This is a genomic window from Pseudoxanthomonas sp. OG2 (genome assembly GCF_014192765.1).
GTDB lineage: Bacteria > Pseudomonadota > Gammaproteobacteria > Xanthomonadales > Xanthomonadaceae > Pseudoxanthomonas_A > Pseudoxanthomonas_A beigongshangi.
Window position 1 is genome coordinate 1,732,877 of sequence record NZ_JACHYM010000001.1, and the last position, 20,904, is coordinate 1,753,780.

Below are 20,904 nucleotides of genomic sequence, written 5' to 3' on the forward strand. Positions count from 1 at the left end.
CTCACGAAGGGCGGCCCAGCTGATTGAGCGGCAGGCGCAGATAGGCGATGCCGTTGGCATCGGTCTCCGGCAGGCGACCGCCGCGGATGTTCACCTGCAAGGCCGGCAGGATCAGGCGCGGTACCGGCAGGCTGGCGTCGCGTGTTTCGCGCAGGGCGACGAACTCGTCTTCGCCGCGCCGGTTGCCGACGTGGATGTTGCCTTCGCGCTGCGCCGCCACGCTGCTTTCCGCGCGCGGTTCGCGCCCGGCGGGATAGTCGTGGCACAGGAACACGCGCGTTTCCGGCGGCAGCGCGAGCAGTTTCTGGATCGAGGCGTACAGCTTGCGGGCGTCCCCGCCCGGGAAGTCGACCCGCGCGGTGCCGGTTTCCGGCGCGAACATCGTGTCGCCGATGAAGGCGGCATCGCCGATGAGGTAGCTGAGGCTGTCGTCGGTATGTCCGGGCGTGGCGATGACGCGCACGTCCAGTCCGCCCGCATCCAGGCGGTCGCCGTCCTGGAGCAGGCGGTCGAACTGGCCGCCATCGGCGACGAAGTCGTCGCCCAGCCCGAACAGCGCCTTGAAGCGGGCCTGCACCTGCACGATGCCGCGGCCGATCGCCAGCGGCGCACCCAGCGCATCGCGCAGGTAGCCGCCCGCGCTGAGGTGGTCGGCATGCGCATGGGTCTCCAGGATCCACTCGACCTTCAGGCGATGCTGGTGGATGTACCCGAGCACCGCGTCGGCGGAGGTGGTGGAGGTGCGCGCGCTCGCCGCGTCGTAGTCCAGCACCGGATCGATGACGACGGCCGCGCCGCCATCGGCGCCCGCGGACACGACGTAGCTGAAGGTGTTGGTGTCGGCGTGGAAGAAGCTCTCGACGCGTGGATGGATGGCGGTGGCGGCCATGTCCCGCTCCTTGCAATATTATTCAAGTATTTGCTAAATTAGCATCGCCTTAAATACGGTGCAAGCCGATGCCTTCCTCTCATGACATGCAACGGATGGGCCGGCACGCGGAGGACGCGGCCGGCCTGCTGAAGGCGTTGGCGCACCCCGCCCGCCTGCTGGTGATGTGCCGAATCATGGAGAACGAGGCGAGCGTGTCGGATCTGCAGGGCCTGACCGGGCTGTCGATGTCGGCGCTGTCCCAGCACCTGGCGGTGCTGCGCGAGGCGGGACTGGTCGGCAACCGGCGGGTGGCCCAATCGATCCTCTACTCGCCTTTGCCGGGGCCCGCGTTCGGCGTCATGCAGGCGCTGTACGACGCCTATTGCGCTCCGGCCGCCCGCTCGCCGCGCGCGCGCCGCGCCCGCTGATCACAGCCAGCGCCGGACCCGCCGGCGATAGGCCGGGTAGGCGTCGGGAAACCGCTCGGCGAGCATCCGTTCCTCCGGAAGAATCTGGAACCGGGTAATCCAGGCGAGATAGAGCCCCACGCCGGCCAGCGCGAACGGCTGGGCGAGCACGCTGGCCCAGGCCAGCAGCAACAACGCATGGCCCAGGTACATCGGATTGCGGCTGAAGCGATACGGACCGGCGACCACCAGGCGGCGGGTCGCCTGTGGGCGCATCGGGTTGACCGTGGTGCCGGCGCGGCCGAACCACCACTTCGGCGCCAGGTTCAGCGCCAGTCCCGCCGTGCCCAGCACGGCCGCCAACCATCCCGTGCCAGGCCAACGCGGCGAGGCGGGCGACAGGTTCGCCAGGCACCACATCAACGCGGCGGCAAGCAACAGGACGATGGGAGGCGGGACGCGGGTTTCCAGTACGTGGAGCATGCGGGTTCCGGGAAGGCGGGCGGCACCGATCGGGGCCGCCCATTCCTATACCAGCATTTCCAGCAATGCGCAGATCGCCTGCCGCTTGCGTACCGGCATCCGGCGCAGCAGTACCAGGACCCGGGCCTCCACGTCGTCCAGCACCTGGCCGGACGCCGCCGCCGGCACTTCGAACACCGGATGGTTGCCCGCCTCCCCACGGCCGGTCGCCAACCATTCGAACGGTACGTGGGTCGCCACGGCGATCAGGGTCAGATGCTCGAGACTGGGATGGGTGCCCCCCTCGCGCTCCCATTGTGTGACCGCGCTCCGCTTTACGCCCGCGCGCTGCGCGAGCTCCGCCTGCGACAGGTTTGCCAGCACGCGCGCACGTCGAATGCGCAATGCCATCGGAATCATCAGGAACTCCTTTCCCGCATGGGACCAAAAGTCAGTGCTGCTGCCCCACAAGTGACACTGCCCAAAACTTGACCGGTTCCGCTTGCCTCCCCTTTCGCACCAAGGTGCATCGGCGCGAAATGCAGTGACTGGCAAGTGGCGCTTACTGCAATGGCGTTCCTCCCGCGTTGCCAACGCGACGATCACGCATTAGTAACGATGCCGGGGAATGTAACGACAGCGCGCCCATCTATCAACGACCCACGTCGCGTTGTCCGCACACCGGATCGATCGCCGTAGGCGTAATCCGGAATCCAACAAAAAAGAAAACGCTTACAGACGGATTTGGACATCGACTACGGGGGGTAGTTTGATGGATACGAAGGGGTTTGCGCGGCGCTTCGCCCGCCGCATCGCCATGGCCGCCCTGCTGGCCGTCACGGCCATCGCGTTCGTGCCCGCGCCGTTGAAGGCGCAGACCGGATGCACCACCGGCGCCTGCATTTCCGCCGGACCGCGACTGGTGTCGGTGGACAGCACGCAGGGGCCCGTACTCAACCTGCTGCTGCAAACGCTGTTGCCGGGAACCACCGTCAATCTGTCGGTGCTGGACTGGAACGCACTTGCCGGCGCCGACATCAACCTCAATGCGCTGGTCACGCAGCTCGGACTGAACCTGGGCATCAGCGACACCAGCCAGGTACTGAACACCAACATCACCCTGGCCCAGTTGCAGTTGGCGATGGTGCAGGTATTGCAGGCCGACGGACAGACCGCCGCCGCCAACGCGCTCAACCTGCTGCCGCTCAACGTCGCCGGCCTGACCGGGCAAATCCAGCTGGGCGATCTGTTGCAGATCAGCCTGCCGCAGGGATCGCTGGCCGACATCGACCTGGACCTGCTGGACCTGATCACCGGTTCGGCGCAGCTCTACAACTACAACAACGTGCTGACCACACCCACGCCGATCACGGTCAACACCGCGACGCTGGACCTGACCGGCGTGGCCAACCTGCAGTTGTGGCTGCAGGTGGTGGAACCGCCGGTGATCGTCTGCGGCCCGCAGGGCACCTCGTTCCACAGCAGCGCCATCCGCATCAAGATGAACGTCGATGTGCTGCAGGGCTTCGATACCCAGGCGATCGTCAACGCGCTCAACGCGGCCGGCCTGGGCCTGACCAACCTCACCCTGACCGCCGACGTACTCAAGCTCCAGCTGTATGCCGACGTGGCGCGTGCCGAAGGCACCATCACCGCCATCGACTACGTCGCCGGCGCAGTGAGTTTCCAGGCGCGGCCGGGGCTGGTGAATTTCTACATCGGCACCATCGCCGACAGCATCTTCTTCAACCGCACCCGGGTGGTGACCAACGCCGATGTCTCGCCGGTGGTCATCAACAACCTCCAGCTCGGGTTCCGGCTCAATCTCCTCGGCGTCGGCCTGATCGACGTGCAGGTGCCGCTGACCGTGACCGGCCGCGCCGCCGCGACCGGTTCGCCGGAGCTGCGCAACTTCACCGTCAACGCGCCGTACCCGCAGACGCGCACCGCCAGCAGTGGCACGGTCAGTGCCGGCACCCTGATCGTGGATCTGCTCAACAACCTGGACATCGAAGTCAGCCGCGGAACCCCGACCGTCACCCTGATACCGCCATTCCCGCTGCCGCCGGTGGTGATCGCCCTGCCGCAGACGCTGGTTCCGATCCTGGACACCATCGTCGACACCGTCGAAGCGACCTTGCAGGGCGCGGTCGTCCCGATCCTGCAGCCGGTGCTGACCACGCTGCTCGGCGGGTTGGTCGACAACCTGCTGGCGCTGCTCGGCATCCGGGTCGGCAACGCGGTCTTCACCGTCGAAGGCGTGACGCGATCCTGCGTCGCCACCCTGGCGCTGGCGAAGATCCTCGCGCCGACCACCGATCCGGGCCGCTTCAATCTCAGCATCTCCCAGGCCGGCACCTCCGTGGCGACCGCCGGCGACGTCGGCAACAACGGCACCACCACGCCCGCCCTGACCACACCCGGCTTGAGCTACGACCTGGCCGAAACCGCCGGCACCGGCACCCTGCTGAGCAGCTACACCACCACCTGGGCGTGCACGGATCAGGACGGCACGGCGATCAGTTCCGGCAGCGGCACCAGCTTCAGCCTGACCGCACCGGCCGCCGGTACCGATCCGGTCAGCATCACCTGCCGGATCACCAACACCCGCGCGCTGCGCGCCGACGTGTCGGTCAGCAAGACCGACGGCCAGGGCAGCTACACGCCCGGCGGCAGCGCCAGCTACGTGATCACCGTGAGCAATGCCGGACCCGATGCGGTCAGCGGCGTGGTGGTCAACGACACCCTGCCCGACGGCGCCCGACTATCCGCGCCCTGGACGTGCACGGCCGCCGGCGCGGGCAGCAGCTGTCCGGCCAGTGGCGGCGCACAGGGGGATGCGGCCATCACCCTCAGCGTGAGCCTGGATGCGATGGGCACCGCGACGATCACCGTCCCGGTCACCTTCAGCGCCGACCCCACGGCGTACTGACCGCCGCGCCCCGATGCCATCGGCATCGCATCACCGAATCCACCTGCACGACCCGCTTGCCCGCGCACCCGGCGCCGCAAGCCACCGCGAGGAACGCCGTATGGACAGCCGAGCGCCAACCCCCTCCAAGACCCGGATTCCGTCGCGCGCCGGATTCAGGCACGCGGCCGCAGGCGCGGTGGCATTGCTGGGCGGGCTGCTGGCAGCCGGCAGCGCGTTCGCGCAGACCTATCCGGCGAACCTCAGCAATACTGCCACCGTGACCCTGCCGCCGACGGTGACCGACCCGCAGGCAGGCAACAACAGCGGCACCGATACCAACACCCTGGCGGCCGAGGCCGCGCTGGGCGTCGACAAGATCCTGCTGACCGCTTCGCCGGTGGTCACCGGCGGCACGGTCACCTATCGCATCACCATCACCAACGCCGGTCCGTCGGCCGCCCTCGGCGCCAGCCTGGCCGACACCGTTCCCGCCGAACTGACCAACGTCAGCTGGACCTGCGCCGCCAGCGCCGGATCCACCTGCAGCGCCGGCAGCGGCACCGGCCACGTCGCGCTCATCCTGGATGTCGCGGCCGCGGGCACCGTCACCGTCAACGTCACCGGCACCGCGCCGCTGACCACGCCGTCCACCATCGGTGCGAACACCGCCACCGTCACCCCGCCGGCCGGCACCACCGATCCCGATCCCGCCGACAACACCGACACCACCCCGCCGGTCCCGGTCGCGGCACGCCCGATCGTGGCGGTGGCCGACAGCGCCGGCCCCATAAATGGCATCGTCGGCCAGGCCAACGTGGTCAACGTGCTGGCCAACGACACCCTCGGCGGCGCGGCGGTGACTCCCGCGCAGATCACTTTCACGCCGGTCAGCACCGCGCAGCTGATCGTCAACGCGGACGGCTCGGTGGATGTGCCTGCGGGCACTGCGAACGGCACCTACACCACCACCTACCAGATCTGCGAGACCGCCAATCCCGGCAACTGCGACAGCGCCACCATCACGGTGACGGTCAACGCCACGGCGACCATCAACGCCGTCGACGACGCGCTGCCGGCGCAGGCGGCCGGCGGCATCGCGCTGACCGCGAACGTGCTGGACAACGACACCCTCGCCGGTGCACCGGTGGTTGCGGCGCTGGTCACCCTGACCTCCACGCCCAGCGGCCCGCTGACGATCGCCGGCGACGGCACGGTCACGCTGGATCCCGTCGCGGCGCCGGGCACCTATTCGGCGACCTACCAGATCTGCGAAACCGCGGTGCCCGCCAACTGCGACACCGCGACCGCCACGGTGCGGGTGGTCGCGGCGATCGATGCCGTCGACGATGTGGCCGGTCCGGTCAATGGCGCCACCGGCGCCACCTCGCTGATCAACGTACTGGCCAACGACAGCGCCGGCGGCAGCAGCCCGGCCTCGCTGGCCACGGTAAGCCTGGCCGGTGTCAGCACCGCGGCGATCGTCTTCAACGCAGACGGCAGCGTCACGGTTCCCGCCGGCACGGCCGCCGGCACCCACGCCACCACCTACACGATCTGCTACCTGGATCCGCCGACCGTATGCGACAGCGCCAGCGTGCAGATCAGCGTGATCGCGCCGGGCGCGCTGGTCGCCAACGACGACACTTACAGCGGCATCAACGGCACCAGTGGCAATCCCGCTGTCGGCAACGTGCTCGACAACGACACCCTCGACGGAACTCCGGTGGCGCCGGGCGACATCGTGCTCACGCCGACGAACGCGGGGCCGGTCACCATCGCCGCCGATGGCACGATAAGCGTCGCGCCGAACACGCCGGCCGGCATCTACACGCCGAGCTATCAAATCTGCGAAGCCGCACTGCCGGACAACTGCGACACCGCCACGGTCAGCGTGACGGTCTCCACCATCGACGCGGTGACCGATGCACTGGGCCCGGCACCGGCCGGCACCCCGGCGGGCAACGTGCTGGACAACGACTTCGTCGACGGCGCGCCTGCCACGCCCGGCGCCGTCACCCTGACCCAGACCAGCGGCGGCCCGGCCCTGACCATCGCGCCCGACGGCAGCGTCACCATCGCCCCGGGCACGCCGGCCGGCCCGATCAGCGGCGGCTACCAAATCTGCCAGGTCGCCAATCCCTCCATCTGCGACAGCGTCACCATCACCGTCACCGTCGCCGCGGGCACCCTGATAGCCGTCGACGACACGCTCGGTCCGGTCAATGGCGCCTCCGGCGGCGTGGCGGCCGGCAACGTGCGCGACAACGACACCCTCAACGGCGCGCCGGTCACGCCCGCCGAGGTGACGGTGGCGCCGAACAACGTGGCGCCGATCACCATCGGTACCGACGGCACCGTGTCGGTGGCCCCCGGGACCGCGGCCGGCAGCTATTCGGCCAGCTACGACCTGTGCGAAGTGGTCAATCCCGCCAACTGCGACACCGCCACGGTGACGGTCGCGGTGAGCACGCTCGATGCGGTCGACGACGCCCTGGGCCCGGTCAACGGCGGCATCGGCGGCATCGCCGGCAATGTCCTGACCAACGATCGCCTCGACGGCGCGCCCTTCGCCACCACCGCGGTGACGCTCACGCCGACCAACACGCCGCAACTGACGATTGGCGCGGACGGCAACGTGACCGTCACCGCCGGCACCGCCGCCGGAACCTATTCCGCCAGCTACCAGATCTGCCAGGTTTCCAATCCGTCCATCTGCGACACCGCCACCATCGACGTCACGGTGATCGCCGACGCGGCGCTGAACGCGGTGGACGACAGTTTCGGGCCGATCGATGGCGTCGCCGGCAGCACCAACGCGGGCAACGTGCTGGGCAACGACAGTTTCAACGGCGGCGCGATCACGCCGGCCAACGTGGTGTTCACGCCCAACGCGAGTTCGCCGCTGGCGATCGACGCCAATGGCGTGGTCTCGGTTGCCGCGGGAACGGCCGCCGGCATCTACAACGCCAGCTACCAGATCTGCGAAACCGGCAATCTTTCCAATTGCGACAGCGCGCAGGTGACGGTCACCGTGCAGGTATTGGCCGCCATCGATGCGGTCGACGACGGTCCCTACGTGGTGAACGGCACCACCGGCAACGCCAGCGTCGCCAACCTGCTGGGCAACGACACCTTCAACGGCGGCGCCGTCGCTCCCGGCAGCGTGACCGTGACCAGTACCGCGGCCGCACCGCTCGCGGTCGACGCCAGCGGCGCGCTGTCGGTCGCTCCCGGCGCGCCGGCCGGCACGCTCACGGCGACCTACACGATCTGCGAGACCGCCAATCCGGGCAATTGCGACACCGCCGCGATCAGCGTGCAGGTGGTGGTCGTGGATGCACAGGACGATGGCCTGGCCCTGGCCAACGGCAGCAGCGGCGGCGTGGCCGGCAACGTGCTGGGCAACGACAGCGTCGATGGCGCCACGGCGTCGACCGCCACCGCCACCGTGGGCGCGACGGCCACGCCGCCGCTGAGCCTGGGCGCCAATGGCGACGTGATCGTCGCCGCGAACACCGCGCCCGGCAGCTACACCCTCGCCTACACCCTGTGCTCGCTCGCGGCACCGTCGATCTGCGATACCGCCACGGTGACGGTCACCGTGGCCGCCGGCCCGCTGCCGATCAGCGCAGGCAACGACAGCGGCTCGGCTGCCGGCCGCGGTGGCGGCACCGCGATCGCCAACGTGCTCGCCAACGACCAGTTGGGCGGCACCACGCCGACCCCGGCCACCGTCACGCTCACCCAGACGGCCGCGCCATCGCATCCCGGCATCGTGCTGGATACCGCCAGCGGCGCGGTGACGGTGGCGGCGGGCACGCCCGCCGGCAGCTACACGCTCGGATACACGATCTGCCAGATCGCCGCACCGGCCAATTGCGCGGGCGCCACCGCGTCGATCACGGTCAATCCCGCGGCGGTGGACGCTATCGATGATCCGGCCGGCCCGGTCAACGGCCTCACCGGCGCCACCGGCGTGGTCAACCTGCTCGCGAACGACACCCTGGACGGCGCCACCGCGCCGCCGGCGGAGGTGGTGTTCACCGTGCTGTCCGCCAATCCGGCGCTGACCGTGCAGGCCAACGGCCAGGTGGACGTCGCCGCGGGCACGCCGGCCGGCAGCTACACCGTGAGCTATCGCCTGTGCGAAGTGCTCAATCCCGCCAACTGCGACCAGGCCACGGTGACCGTGCAGGTACAGGCCGCGGCCATCGACGCGGTCGACGACACCGCGCCTTCCGCGGTGGGATCCGTGGCCGGCGGGCAGGCGATCGCCAACGTCGCGACCAACGATCTGCTCAACGGCGTGGCGGTGGATCCGGCCCAGATCGTACTGAGCCAGACCACCACCAGCCATGCCAGCGTGCAGCTGCAGGCCGGAAGTGGCGCGGTGACCGTGTTGCCGCGCACGCCGGCGGGCACCTACTCGGTGGTGTACCGCCTGTGCGAACGGCTCAACCCCGCCAACTGCGACAGCGCCACCGCCAGCCTGGTGGTGGCCTTGCCGGCCATCGATGCGCAGGACGACACCGCGCCTCCGATTCCCGGCGGCGTGGCCGCCACCGGCGTGCTCAACGTGCTGGCCAACGATCAATACGATGGTGGCGCGGCCGCGCCGCCGGGCGTGATCCTCGCGCCGCTGGTACAGGGACCGCTGACCCTCAATGCCGACGGCAGCATCGATGTGGCGGCCGGCACGCCCGGCGGCAGCTACACCCTGACCTACACGCTGTGCGATGCCATCAATCCCGCCAGCTGCGACAGCGCCACCGTCACGATAGTCGTCAACGCCACCGTGATCGCGGCGACCGACGACAGCGGGCAGACCCCGCAGGGAACGATGCTGGTGATACCGGTGCTGTCCAACGACAGCTACGCCGGTGCCCCCTCCGATGCCACCCGCCTGCTGGTGCAGAACCTCACCACGCCCGCGCACGGCACGGTGGAGGTGAATGCCGATGGCAGCGTGAGCTACACCCCGACCGGCTACTTCAGTGGCGCCGACAGCTTCCAGTACGACGCCTGCGAACGTGCCGTCCCCACCAACTGTGACACCGCCATCGTCAATGTCACCGTGCTGGCGAACGTCATCACCGCGGTCGATGACCAGGCCCGCGCGCGCCAGGCGCCGGTCGCCATCCCGGTGCTGGCCAACGACATGGTCAGCCACGCACCGCTGGATCCGGCTTCGCTGGTCGTCGCGGTCGCACCCGCGCACGGCCAGGCGACCTGCGCGCAGGGCGTCTGCACCTATACGGCCTCGCCGCGCTACGTGGGCCAGGACCGGTTCGAGTACCGCGTGTGCGATGTGTCGGTGCCCACGCCGGTATGCGCGCAGGCCGCGGTCGAGATCGAGGTGGAAGCCGAACCGGTGGTCCTGCGCCTGAGCAAGACCGCCGCGCAGCGTACCGCCCGCATCGGCGATCTGGTCCGCTACACCCTGCGCATCGACAACGTCGGCGAAGCCGACGCCGAACAGGTCAGCCTGCTCGATCGCCTGCCCGAGGGCTTCGTGATGGTGCCCGACTCGCTTCAGGTCATCGATGGCGACGCCGCCGGTTCCCTGTCCAACGCCCGCCCGTTGCGGGTAGGCGCGCTGGACATCGCGGTGGGCCGCAGCGCGACCGTGATCTACGTGCTGCGGGTGGGCGCCGGCGTCGGTCCGGGCGTGCACACCAACCGCGCCATCGTCCGCGACGACGAAGGCGCCGCGCTGAGCAACGAGGCCACCGCCGACGTGGAGGTCACCGGCGATCCCCTGCTGGACGACAGCCTGATCATCGGCAGCGTCTTCCACGACGCCAACGGCAACGGCCGCCAGGACGAAGGCGAACGCGGCCTGCCCGGGGTGCGCCTGGGCACGGTCGAAGGCCTGCTGATCGAGACCGATCGCCATGGCCGCTTCCATCTGGCCGGCATCGACGGCGGTCGCTGGGCGCGCGGGCGCAATTTCCTGATCAAGGTCGACGCCGCGACCCTGCCTCCGGGCAGCCGCTTCACCACCGAGAACCCGCGCGTCCTGCGCATCACCCCCGGCGTGCCGGTGCGCTTCGATTTCGGGGTGCAGGTACCGGGCATGCCGCTGGGCGGCGGTACCGGCGAGGTGGAGATCGATCTGGGCCAGGTGTTCTTCGCCAGTGGCAGCGCGGAAGTTCCGGCCGAGCACGCACCGCTGTTCGAACGCATCGCCGGGCGCCTGCGCGAAGGCCGGGGCGGGCGCGTGGTCATCACCGCGCAGGCCGACGGGCTGGTGTTGGCGTTCCATCGCGCCGCCGCGGTGCGCGCCGCCCTGGATGCACGGCTTGCGCCGGAGCTGCGCGAGGCGACCGCGATCGAACTGCGCACCCAGGTGGATGGGCGCACGGCACTGGTCACCCTGGATCGCGACATCGGCCTGGGCAACCTGCTGTTCGATACCGACAGCGTCGGCATTCGTCCGCAATACCAGCCGTTGCTGCGGGCGATCGCGCAACGCATAGAAAGCGGTCCGGACGTGATCGTGAGCATCGCCGGCCACGCCGACGCGCGCGGCACGCAGGAACACAACCTGCGCCTGAGCCGCGATCGCGCCGAGGCAGTCGCCGGGGCGCTGGCCGCGCTGCTCTCGCCGACGGCGCGCTCGCGCCTGCGGGTGGAGGCAGGGCCACCCACACCGACCGCGGCACGCGGGGAAGGACGCTGAGGGGGACATGACCATGGACATCAGCAAGCACGTTCCGAACCGCGTAGCCCTGGCCCTGTGCTGCCTGCTCGCCAGTGTCGCCAACGCGCAATCGACCCCGCCGGATGCACCACCGCCGCCCCTGCGCTGCGACGCGCAGGGTTGCGCCAGCGCGCAGGGCAGCCTGTTCCGCATCAATGCCTACGGCGAGGACCGGCCGGCTGCGACCAGCGGAGACGGCGATGCCCTGCAGCGGAACCGTCGGGTGGAAACCGTGACCGCGCAGAGCTACGCGGGCACCAGTCAGGTATTGGCCGAGGATCAGGCGCGCATCACCGGCCGCTTCACCGTGGACCTGCCGCAGGGGGGCACCCTCTGGGCGACCGAGGATCCGGCGCTGGGCCTGCCCATCCTCAACGTGCAGGCCGGCTCGCTGGCGCCGTTCGAGGATGGCCGCATCACCCAACCGGTCCGCTTCCATGCCTACAGCAACTACGCCGCGTTCTACGACCGGCTGGAGGTGGTGATCTACCGTGGCGACGACGAGGATCGGGTAACCCCGCTCGCCACCGTCAGCCTGCCGGTCGGCGCGGTGACCGACACGCGCTGGGACGGCGCGCTGCCGGCTGGCCTGCGCCTGCAACCGGGCGACGTCCTGCAATACGTGGCGCGCGCCCGCGCCGCCGACGGCAGCTTCGACGAGACCCATCCGCGCCGCATCCAGCTGGTCACCCCCGGTGACTACGCCCGCGGCGCGCAGGTGCTGCGCGACGAGGTGCAGCGCAGCCACGTCGACACCCTGGACGCGGCCACCGCGGAGTCGGTGCAGATCATCGAGTCGATCTACGGCAAGAGCGACCTGCGCCTGCGCAACATCCCAGTGTACGGATCGCGCGTGCGCATCCTCGGGCGCGATATTCCCGAAGGCATGCAGGTGGTGATCGACGGGCAGTCCTTCCCGGTCGATCAGGAGCGCAAGTTCGTCGCCGAGTTCCTGCAACCGGTCGGTCCGCACCGCTACCAGGTGCAGGTGAAGTCGTCGCAGGGCGTGGTCGCCGACACGCCGCTGGAGGTGGATGTCAGCGGCCGCTATGCCTTCGTCGCCGCGCTGGCGGACCTGACCCTGTCCAGCAACGACGCGAGCGGCGGACTGGACGCGCTGGCCGGCGACATCCGCCGGGACGACGGCTTCCTGCGCGAAGGCCGGCTGGCGTTCTACGCCAAGGGCAAATGGAAGGGACGCTACCTGCTCACCGCCCAGGCCGACACCTGGGAGAACGATCTGGAGCATCTTTTCGACGGCTTCCTGGATGCGCGCCCGACCGACATCTTCCGGCGCCTGGATCCGGATCTGTACTACCCGGTATATGGCGACGATTCGCGCACCTGGCGCGACGTCGACACCCAGGGCAAGTTGTACCTGCGCCTGGACTGGGACCAGAACCAGGCGCTGTGGGGCAACTACGCCACCGGATTCACCGGTACCGAGTACGCCCAGTACAACCGCGCGCTGTACGGCGCGGCGCTGCACTGGCGCTCGCGCTCGGCGACCGCGCTGGGCGATCCGCGCAGCCTGCTGAAGGTGTTCGGCGCCGAGGCGCGCACCGCGCTCGGCCACACCGAATTCCTCGGCACCGGCGGCAGCCTGTACTACCTGCGCCACACCGACGTGCTGCCCGGGTCCGAACAGGTGGTGATGGAAGTGCGCGATCCCACCACCGGCCGGGTCGAAGCGCGGGTGAGCCTGCAACCGGGCGTTGACTACGAGATGGACGATCTGCAGGGCCGGTTGTTCCTGACCCGCGCGCTCTCGCAGATCACCCGCGAGAACGTGCGCACGCTGACCCGCGACACCCCGCTGGACGGTTACCGGCAGGTGCTGCTGGTGGACTACGAATACGTGCCATCGGGCTTCGACTCGGACGACGCCACCATCGGCCTGCGCGGCCGCCAATGGCTGGGCGATCACGTCGCGATCGGCGCCACCTACGTCGACGAGAACCGCAGCGGCGACGACTACTCGCTCAAGGGCGCGGACCTGACCCTGCAGGCCGGGCGCGGCACCTACCTGCGGATGGAAGCGACCCGCAGCGAGTCCACGGTCGCGCCGATCTTCTACTCCGACAACGGCGGCCTGAGCTTCATCCAGCGCAATCCGGTTGCCGGCGCACGCTCCGGCGATGCGCGCATGATCGAGGCACGCGCCAACCTGCAGGAGCTGGGCTGGACCCGGCGAGAATGGTCGTTCGGCGCGTGGTGGCGCGACGTCGATGCCGGCTTCTCGATCGGCCGCCAGGACACCGGCCTGGCGATCGAGGAATACGGCGCCGAATTCACCGGCCAGCTCAACGAGGACTTCACCCTGTACGGCCGCTACAGCCACGCCTCGCATGGCGCGCAGGAACTGGAACAGTCGCAGCTGACCTTCGACTGGCAGATCACCGAGGACGGGCGCTTCGGCGGCGAACTGCGCCAACTGCGCGAGCGCGACGCCAACCGCGATGCCGACGCCACCCTGCTGGCGCTCAGCTACCGCCAGCGCTTCGGCGACAAGTGGGAACTCTACGGCGTCGGCCAGTACACGCTGGACGACGATTCCGGCCGCTATGATCGCAACAACCTGCTCACCGTGGGCGGAAAATACCTGTTCGGCGATCGCTCCAGCATCGGGGCGGAAGTCAGCAGCGGCAGCCGCGGCCACGGCGGAAAACTGGACGCCGAATACCGGCTGGATCCGGACCATACGCTCTACGGCGCCTATAACTACAGCACCGACCGCACCGAACGCGACGGCCTGTTCGACACCGCGCTGCAATCGGGCTGGACCCTCGGCCAGCGCTGGCGGCTGAACAACCAGGTCAACGTCTACAACGAAAGCCAATACCTGCGCGACAACCGCCGCGACGGCGACGGCATCGTCCACACCTTCGGCCTGGACTTCCGTCCGGCGCCGGGCTGGAACCTCGGCTTCACCGTGATGGACGGCGAACTGGACGCGCGCGACGGGCGCGTGGATCGGCGCGCCTACAGCGTCAGCGGCGGCCGCACCGACGCGCGTACCGACTGGTCCAGCAAACTGGAATACCGCCGCGACCGCGGTGCCGAACAGCGTACCCAGTGGGTGACCACCAACCGGCTGTTCTACCGGGTCAACGAGGACTGGCGGCTGGCGCTGCGCGCCAACTACGCCGATACGAAGGACGATCTCAATCCCGCCGCCGGCGCGCGCCTGGCCGAGGCGAATCTCGGTTTCGCCTGGCGCCCGCACGACAACACCCGCTGGGCCGCGTTCGGCAAGTACACCTACCTGTACGACCGCGCCTCGCCCGGCCAGGAAGACGCGGACCTGTACGACCAGCGATCGCACGTGCTGTCGTTCGAAGGCACGGTGCAGCTGGACGATCGCTGGCAACTGGCGGGCAAGCTCGCCGGGCGTTGGGGCGACTACCGGATGGGGCGCGGTACCGGCAGCTGGCTGGACAGCCGCACCGACTTCGCCGCGTTGCAGGTGCGTTACCACCTGATCGGGCGCTGGGACGGACTGGCCGAATACCGCTGGCTGAAAGTCCGCGACGGCGGCGACCGGCGCGGCTGGCTGATCGGGCTGGATCGCCAGATCCGCGAGAACTTCAAGGTCGGCGTGGGCTACAACTTCACCGACTTCAGCGGCGACCTGACCCAGCTCGACTACCGCCACAAAGGTTGGTTCCTCAACATCACCGGGTACTACTGACGTGCGGTCGGCGGCCTGGTGATCCCCTCTCCAGCCAGCCGCCGCCGCACGGCAGTTCCGTGATGCCCCCATCCCAACCTTCCCCCGCAAGCGGGGGAAGGAGCCGCACCGCTTGCGGGGAAACAAACGGACGACGGATTCCGCTCCCTCCCCCGCGTGCGGGGGAGGGCCGGGGTAGGGGCGAACGTGCCCGTACCGTTTGCGGCGCTGAAAGCGCCCCCATCCCAACCTTCCCCCGCGAGCGGGGGAAGGGGCGGCACCGCTCGCGGGGAAACGAACGAACCACGGATTCAGCTCCCTCCCCCGCCTGCGGGGGAGGGCCGGGGTGGGGGCGAACGTGTCCGTACCGTTGGCGGCGCTGAAAGCGCCCCCATCCCAACCTTCCCCCGCAAGCGGGGGAAGGAGCGGCACCGCTCGCGGGGGAAACAAACGGACCACGGATTCCGCTCCCTCCCCCGCCTGCGGGGGAGGGCCGGGGTGGGGGCGAACGTGCCCGTACACCTTGCGGCGCTGAAAGCGCCCCCCATCCCAATCTTCCCCCGCAAGCGGGGGGAAGGGGCGGCACCGCTTCAGCGCTCGGAGCGGCGGATCACTCCGAACCCGCACCACCCTGCGCCACGCGCGAGCGGCGCAGGAAGGCGATGAAATCGGTTGCCGGCAGCGGCCGCGAGAACAGCCAACCCTGCGCATAATCCACGCCACGCGCCTTCAGGTAGTCCAATTGCGCCTGGGTCTCGACGCCTTCGGCGACGATGCGCAGGTCCAGTTCCTGCGCCATCTCGACGATGTGCGCGGTGACCAGGCTGGTGGCGGTGTCCAGGCCGATGGTATCGACGAACGATTTGTCGATCTTCAACGCGTCCAGCGGCAGATCCTGGAGATGGCGCAGGCTGGAATAACCGGTGCCGAAGTCGTCGATGGCCACCGAATGGCCCGCTTCGCGCGCCTCGCCCAGGGTGAGCCTGGCTGCCTCGATGTCGATGAAGCCGCGTTCGGTGGCTTCCAGCCAGATCTGTTCCGGCCGAATCCGGGTGCGCGGCAACGCCTCGCGGACCACGTCCAGGAAACGCCCGCTGCGGATGTCCTGCGCGCTCAGGTTGATGGCGATGTGCAGCGAACGATCCCGGGCCAGTTCCGCTTCCAGATCACCGATGATCCCGTCCAGCACCTGATCGGTGAGCGGTGCGATCAGGCCGCTCTCCTCGGCCAGCGGTATGAATTCGTCCGGCGGCACCAGCGCGCCCTCGCGACGCCAGCGCACCAGCGCCTCGGCGCCGACGCACGCGCCGGTGCGCAGTTCGATGATGGGCTGGTAATGAACGAGGAACTGGCGCCGGCGAATCCCGCGTTCCAGTTCCGCCAGGGGTGACAGCCGCTGGCGGATCAGCCAGACCGACAGCGCCACCAGCGCGGCCACCAGCACCAGCGCCAGGGGCAGCAGCTTCAGCTGTTCCTCGCGCAGGCGATCGGAAATCCCCGCCAGCGGCCGGACCGCCATCGCACGCCAGCCGTCCTGCGTGGCCGCGCCGTACAGCTGGCCAGCCTGGGTTCCGCGCGAAGCGCCCGCCCCTGCACGCGCCAGCAACCCGGAGGCCGCCGGCGCTGTGGCCGTGATCGGAGCGCCGCCCGGTGCATACACCGCGATCTGCACATCGTCGTCGGCCAGCACGTCCACCAGCCGTTCCGGATTGACCAGCGCGCTGTAGCCGCCGCGATGCAGCACCAGCATGGACGGCGCATCGCGGATGTGCGGCTGCACGTGCGTGCTGACGCCGATGCCGTCGCCGGTGGTGAAGTCGCTCGCCGCGCGCGGGATGTGTCCACGCAGCGCGCCCCAGGAACTGCAAAGCAGGCGACCGTCCCGGAAGTACGCCACGTCCTCGGCGGAACGCGTATCGAGCGTGGCCAGGCGCAGTTCCTCGATGTGCCGCGGCGAACACGGCACCGCGTTCGAGCGGGAAAGGGTGTCGAACGCCTCATCGATTTCGGTGAAGGCATCGCGGGTGCGCGCGATCGCGCCGGCCGCGTAGCGCTGTAGATGCGCCTGTTCCTGGCGCAGGCCGGATTGCCAGCTCAGATAGCCCATGCCGCCCAGCGCGCCCAGGCTGGCGAACACCGCGAGTGACACGCCCAGCAGCAACACACGTTCCCTGTACATGCGGCCTTCCGGTTGCGGCGAAGGCGACAGGTTAGGCCGCTCCCTTGGGCCTGCCAACCGTCCGGCGGCCCCGGCTATCCGTCACTTCGCCCCGGGCAGCGCGTAGGCCACCCGGAACACGTCCATGCCGCCGGCCTCGTCGCGCTGGCCGGAAAACAGCAGGTGCCCGGGGCGCGACCAGTCCAGCATCGGCGCATAGCTGTCGTAGCGTGGATGGTTCAGGCCATCCGCCAGGCGATGACCGGTGTCGTAGCCGGTGCCGGCGGCGTCGAGCGCGGCCACGAACAGGTCCACGCGATCGCGACGCAGATCGCCCGCGCGCGTGAACACAATCGTCGTCCCGTCATCCAGGAAGGTGGCGTCGAATTCATCGGCATCGGTGTTGATGCCGCCCGGCAGGGATTGGGCGCTTGCAAACCCCGCGCCGCGCCGTTCGGCGACATACAGATCCTGCCGCCCCGCGCCACCCGCGCGATCACTGGAGAACAGCAGCCTTTCGCCATCCGGCGACAACATCGGCGCGAACTCTTTGCCGGCACTGTTCACCGCCGGCCCCAGCCATTCCACCTCACCGAAAGCGTCGCCGCGCACTTCCACCCGGTACAGGTCGTCGCCACCGGCGCCGCCCGGTCGATCCGAACAGAAGTACAGCTGGCGTCCGTCCGCCGAGAACGCCGGATCGAAATCGCGGCCCGTGGTGTTGAACGGCACCGGTGTCGGCGGCGACCACCTGCCCGCCTTCCGTCGCGACGTCCACAGGTCATAACCGCCCGCGCCGCCTGGCCGATCCCGGCTGAACCACACCGCGGTATCGCCATCGGGGCTGAGGGTCAGGCGCACCTCGCTGTAGGAGGTGGACACCTCGCCCGGCGCGAAGCGCTCGACCGCGCCGGTCACCCGCATCGGTCGATCGCCCGCGGCGTCGGCCGCGACCATCCCGAGAATCAGCGCCATGTATCGCATCATCATCGCGACCCTCTAGCCGTTCCGGGTGAAGTCGCTGATCCAGTCGGTGTCCCAGCTCGTCCCGCCATCGCGGGAGCTGGCCTGCTCCCAGCGCGCCGAACGCGGCGTGATCCGCGACCAGATCACCCGCGTGAGGATCACTTGTCCATCGACGATCTCCTCGCCGATTAACACGCGCTCGCCGTTGCGGATCCGGCCGCGCAGCGGTGCGCCGATGCGATCCGGCGTGCGTCCGTCCAGCCACCAGCTCGACCATTCCCCGCGCGCCGGATCGAACGCGCGGATACCCATCCCGCGCACGTCGCCACCGGGCATCCGCATCAGGTTGTCGCCGACGTTGCCGAAACCACCCAGCACCGGCCAGTTGTGGAACGTGCCATCGAACTCGTCCCAGTCTTCGGTCCGCGACAGCCGCGGGCGGCGCCGATGCCGTACCCGCCATTGGCCGGCCAGGAAATTCCAGTCGTCCGGCGCCTGCGGCAATCGCGGCAACGGTGTGGGTTCGGCATCCGTGCGGGTGAACCAGTTGCGCCAGTTGACCTCCCAGCTGGCGCCATCGTCGCCCGAAAACGCCTGTTCCCACCACGGGCGCGGGCCGTGGATGTCGTGCCAGCGGAAACGCATGAGGATCGGTTGGCCGCGCAGGGTGTCGCGCCCGAGGAACGTGCCGCCGTCGCCGGCGAAGCCGCCGCGCACGGGCGGGTCGATGCGGGTGGGATTGCGCGCGTCCAGCCACCAGATCGCCCACTGGCGCGTAGCCGGATCGAACGCGCGGATGCTCATGCCGTGATAGCTGCCGCCGGGCAAGTCCATCTGGTTGTCGTCGATCGTGCCGAGTCCATCCAGGGTCGACCATACCGCGCCGCGGCCGGCAAACGACTCCCACTCGTCGCTGCCGGACAGACGCTCCTTCAGGCGCCGGTGACGAACGTTCCAGTTGCCGATCAGCCAGCGCCAATCCGCGCGCGGATCGGTTGCCGGCGCCGTGCTCCCCGCCATCGCCATCGCCGGGACCGGCCAGGGGAGCGCGGCGGCCGCGTTGGCGGCGAAGGCCATCAGCAGGCGGCGGCGCCCGGAATCGGTGTCGGCGGAGGGAGCAATCGGCATGGCGGACCCGGCGGTGGAGTGAGGTTCACCGCCATGCTGCCGCCCCGGCCCGCACGTTGACCACGCGAACATCGGTGCCCAGACTAAGCCGCACTTATGGTCGGTGAACACCGCTTCCCTTCGCTTGCTGCCATCCGCGCCTTCGAGGCGGCCGCGCGGTCGGGCAGTTTCGCGCGCGCGGCCGAGGAACTGGACACCACCGCGGCCTCGGTGAGCTACCACGTGCGCCGGCTGGAACAGCAGATTGGCGCGCCGCTGTTCCTGCGCGGCGCCAACCGGGTGCAGCTGACCGAGTCTGGCGAAATCGTCGCGCAGGAGGCCATCCGCGCATTCGCCGCGCTGCGCGCCAGCTTCATCCGCGCCGCTGCGGTCAACGAGTCGCGGCTGTCCCTGACCACCCTGCCGACCCTGGGCGCCAGTTGGCTGACGCCGAAACTCGGTGGCTTCCGCCAGCGCCATCCGGACATCGCGATCGAACTGGATCTGTCGGCCACCGCCGAGGATCTGGCGGGCGGCCGTTTCGACGCGGCGATCCGCAACGGCCACGGGCAGTGGCCCGGCCTGCGCGCGATCGAACTGTTCCCGAGCATCTTCATGCCGCTGTGCGCGCCGGCGCTGAAGGCCGCCGCCGCCGATCTCGCGCGGCCGGGCGGCATCTCACCCGTGCCGCTGCTGGGCCGGCCGGACTGGTGGGCGCTGTGGTTCCGCAGCCTCGGCAACGACGCGCATGCGCCGCCCGAACGTTTCGCCACCCAGTTGTCCGCCGAACACCTGGACATCGCCGCCGCCATCGCCGGCCAGGGCATCGCGATCGGCTCGCCGCTGCTGTTCCATGACGAAATCGCCGCCGGCCGGCTGGTGCCCGCGCATCCGCACGTCGCCGGCGACGGCCGCACGTTCTGGTTCACCTATCCGGTGGCGCGGCACGCCAGCCGCAAGATTGCCTGCTTCGGCGAGTGGCTGGAAGGCGAAGCGGCACGAGCGAGAGAGAACGCGCGCGGCTGGCTGCGCGCGGCACGGGTTCCGGCCACCTGAGACCGCGCCCGATCAGGGCGTGGTGGCATGGCGCCGATCCAGCTGATCCCGCGGCGGCCGCTGCACGCGCAGCGCCTGCAGGCCGCAGACTTCGACATTCTCGTAGACCATCTTCTGGCCAGTGCGGAAGGTGAAGCGCACGTCGTAGCGGCAGCCGACACCATGCAGTTCGACGGTCGAGGAGTCGCCGCCGCCACGCACCGCCTCACCCAGGGCCACGTCCTGGAACCGGCCGCTGCCGGGTTCGGCCACTTCCAGCCGGTCGATGCTGTCGTGGGCCCGGTTGACCAACGCCAGGTAGCGGATCCCGGCGGATGCGGCAGGTTCCGCTGCGGCCGCGCGCACGGCGGGAAGGACCATCAGTACCGCGACCAGCGCGGCAATCGGGAAGCAATGACGCTGACGCATGACGAACTCTCCAGGGCAACCGGCCGCCGTCATGGCCGCCGTTGCATGCATCAGGCGACGTCCCGCGCATTTCCGGCAACGGAGTTGGGACGAATCGTCGTGGCCGGATTCCCAATCGTAGTGGGCAGGCCCTTGCTTTTTCTTTGCGCGCAAGTGCGCTTAGGATGCCCTGCCCCATCCGC

At 69.5% G+C, this 20,904-nt stretch carries 12 protein-coding genes; 5 read left to right on the forward strand and 7 right to left on the reverse strand.

Features of this window, described 5'->3' with window-relative positions; translation table 11 throughout:
• Position 1: 1 nt before the first annotated feature.
• Positions 2-889, reverse strand: coding sequence for an MBL fold metallo-hydrolase (locus tag FHW78_RS08195; protein ID WP_218533458.1), 888 nt, complete (start codon positions 887-889; stop codon positions 2-4).
• A gap of 68 nt (positions 890-957) precedes the next feature.
• Between FHW78_RS08195 and FHW78_RS08200 the strand changes: the two genes are divergently transcribed.
• The gene (locus tag FHW78_RS08200) at positions 958-1,299 is read left to right on the forward strand and encodes a metalloregulator ArsR/SmtB family transcription factor (protein WP_183639426.1); all 342 of its coding nucleotides are present in this window, start codon (positions 958-960) and stop codon (positions 1,297-1,299) included.
• Here FHW78_RS08200 and FHW78_RS08205 read toward each other — a convergent pair whose 3' ends face one another.
• Positions 1,300-1,761: an isoprenylcysteine carboxylmethyltransferase family protein gene (locus FHW78_RS08205; RefSeq protein WP_183639427.1), complete on the reverse strand. Its 462-nt coding sequence runs from the start codon at positions 1,759-1,761 to the stop codon at positions 1,300-1,302. It abuts the gene before it with no gap.
• Positions 1,762-1,806: 45 nt separating this feature from the next.
• Positions 1,807-2,160: a helix-turn-helix transcriptional regulator gene (locus tag FHW78_RS08210; RefSeq protein WP_141455359.1), complete on the reverse strand. Its 354-nt coding sequence runs from the start codon at positions 2,158-2,160 to the stop codon at positions 1,807-1,809.
• A gap of 352 nt (positions 2,161-2,512) precedes the next feature.
• On the opposite strand from FHW78_RS08210, the gene FHW78_RS08215 reads away from it, so the two are divergent.
• The 3 genes from FHW78_RS08215 to FHW78_RS08225 all read left to right on the forward strand — a co-directional run bounded on the left by FHW78_RS08215 (position 2,513) and on the right by FHW78_RS08225 (position 15,048).
• Positions 2,513-4,672, forward strand: a complete 2,160-nt coding sequence (locus tag FHW78_RS08215; protein ID WP_183639428.1) for a DUF11 domain-containing protein — start codon at positions 2,513-2,515, stop codon at positions 4,670-4,672.
• A 100-nt stretch (positions 4,673-4,772) separates the two neighbouring features.
• Positions 4,773-11,336, forward strand: coding sequence for an Ig-like domain-containing protein (locus tag FHW78_RS08220; protein ID WP_183639429.1), 6,564 nt, complete (start codon positions 4,773-4,775; stop codon positions 11,334-11,336).
• Positions 11,337-11,343: 7 nt separating this feature from the next.
• Complete coding sequence (locus tag FHW78_RS08225; protein WP_183639430.1) at positions 11,344-15,048, forward strand: hypothetical protein; 3,705 nt, start codon at positions 11,344-11,346, stop codon at positions 15,046-15,048.
• Between the two features lie 589 nt (positions 15,049-15,637).
• On the opposite strand, the gene FHW78_RS08230 is transcribed toward FHW78_RS08225, so the two are convergent.
• The 3 genes from FHW78_RS08230 to FHW78_RS08240 form a co-directional block, all read right to left on the reverse strand.
• Complete coding sequence (locus FHW78_RS08230; protein ID WP_183639431.1) at positions 15,638-17,206, reverse strand: EAL domain-containing protein; 1,569 nt, start codon at positions 17,204-17,206, stop codon at positions 15,638-15,640.
• Positions 17,207-17,287: 81 nt separating this feature from the next.
• Positions 17,288-18,160 carry a hypothetical protein gene (locus tag FHW78_RS08235; RefSeq protein WP_255443162.1) on the reverse strand — a complete coding sequence of 291 codons (873 nt, stop codon included), beginning with the start codon at positions 18,158-18,160 and terminating at the stop codon, positions 17,288-17,290.
• A 24-nt stretch (positions 18,161-18,184) separates the two neighbouring features.
• The gene (locus FHW78_RS08240; protein WP_183639432.1) at positions 18,185-19,279 is read right to left on the reverse strand and encodes a hypothetical protein; all 1,095 of its coding nucleotides are present in this window, start codon (positions 19,277-19,279) and stop codon (positions 18,185-18,187) included.
• A gap of 96 nt (positions 19,280-19,375) precedes the next feature.
• On the opposite strand from FHW78_RS08240, the gene FHW78_RS08245 reads away from it, so the two are divergent.
• A complete protein-coding gene (locus FHW78_RS08245; RefSeq protein ID WP_183639433.1) occupies positions 19,376-20,314 on the forward strand; it encodes a LysR substrate-binding domain-containing protein in 939 nt (312 codons plus the stop codon).
• Positions 20,315-20,326: 12 nt separating this feature from the next.
• Here FHW78_RS08245 and FHW78_RS08250 read toward each other — a convergent pair whose 3' ends face one another.
• Positions 20,327-20,722 (reverse strand): hypothetical protein, encoded by a 396-nt coding sequence (locus FHW78_RS08250; RefSeq protein ID WP_183639434.1) that lies wholly within the window; start codon positions 20,720-20,722, stop codon positions 20,327-20,329.
• Positions 20,723-20,904 lie beyond the last annotated feature (182 nt).

Bases quoted from the DNA above. Each gene is read 5' to 3' on its own strand.
- FHW78_RS08205 (WP_183639427.1), bottom strand. From the start codon at position 1,761: ATGCTCCACGTACTGGAAACCCGCGTCCCGCCTCCCATCGTCCTGTTG.
- FHW78_RS08250 (WP_183639434.1), bottom strand. From the start codon at position 20,722: ATGCGTCAGCGTCATTGCTTCCCGATTGCCGCGCTGGTCGCGGTACTG.
- FHW78_RS08230 (WP_183639431.1), bottom strand. From the start codon at position 17,206: ATGTACAGGGAACGTGTGTTGCTGCTGGGCGTGTCACTCGCGGTGTTC.
- FHW78_RS08235 (WP_255443162.1), bottom strand. From the start codon at position 18,160: ATGGCGCTGATTCTCGGGATGGTCGCGGCCGACGCCGCGGGCGATCGA.
- FHW78_RS08215 (WP_183639428.1), top strand. From the start codon at position 2,513: ATGGATACGAAGGGGTTTGCGCGGCGCTTCGCCCGCCGCATCGCCATG.
- FHW78_RS08245 (WP_183639433.1), top strand. From the start codon at position 19,376: ATGGTCGGTGAACACCGCTTCCCTTCGCTTGCTGCCATCCGCGCCTTC.
- FHW78_RS08195 (WP_218533458.1), bottom strand. From the start codon at position 889: ATGGCCGCCACCGCCATCCATCCACGCGTCGAGAGCTTCTTCCACGCC.
- FHW78_RS08210 (WP_141455359.1), bottom strand. From the start codon at position 2,160: ATGATTCCGATGGCATTGCGCATTCGACGTGCGCGCGTGCTGGCAAAC.
- FHW78_RS08225 (WP_183639430.1), top strand. From the start codon at position 11,344: ATGACCATGGACATCAGCAAGCACGTTCCGAACCGCGTAGCCCTGGCC.
- FHW78_RS08220 (WP_183639429.1), top strand. From the start codon at position 4,773: ATGGACAGCCGAGCGCCAACCCCCTCCAAGACCCGGATTCCGTCGCGC.
- FHW78_RS08200 (WP_183639426.1), top strand. From the start codon at position 958: ATGCCTTCCTCTCATGACATGCAACGGATGGGCCGGCACGCGGAGGAC.
- FHW78_RS08240 (WP_183639432.1), bottom strand. From the start codon at position 19,279: ATGCCGATTGCTCCCTCCGCCGACACCGATTCCGGGCGCCGCCGCCTG.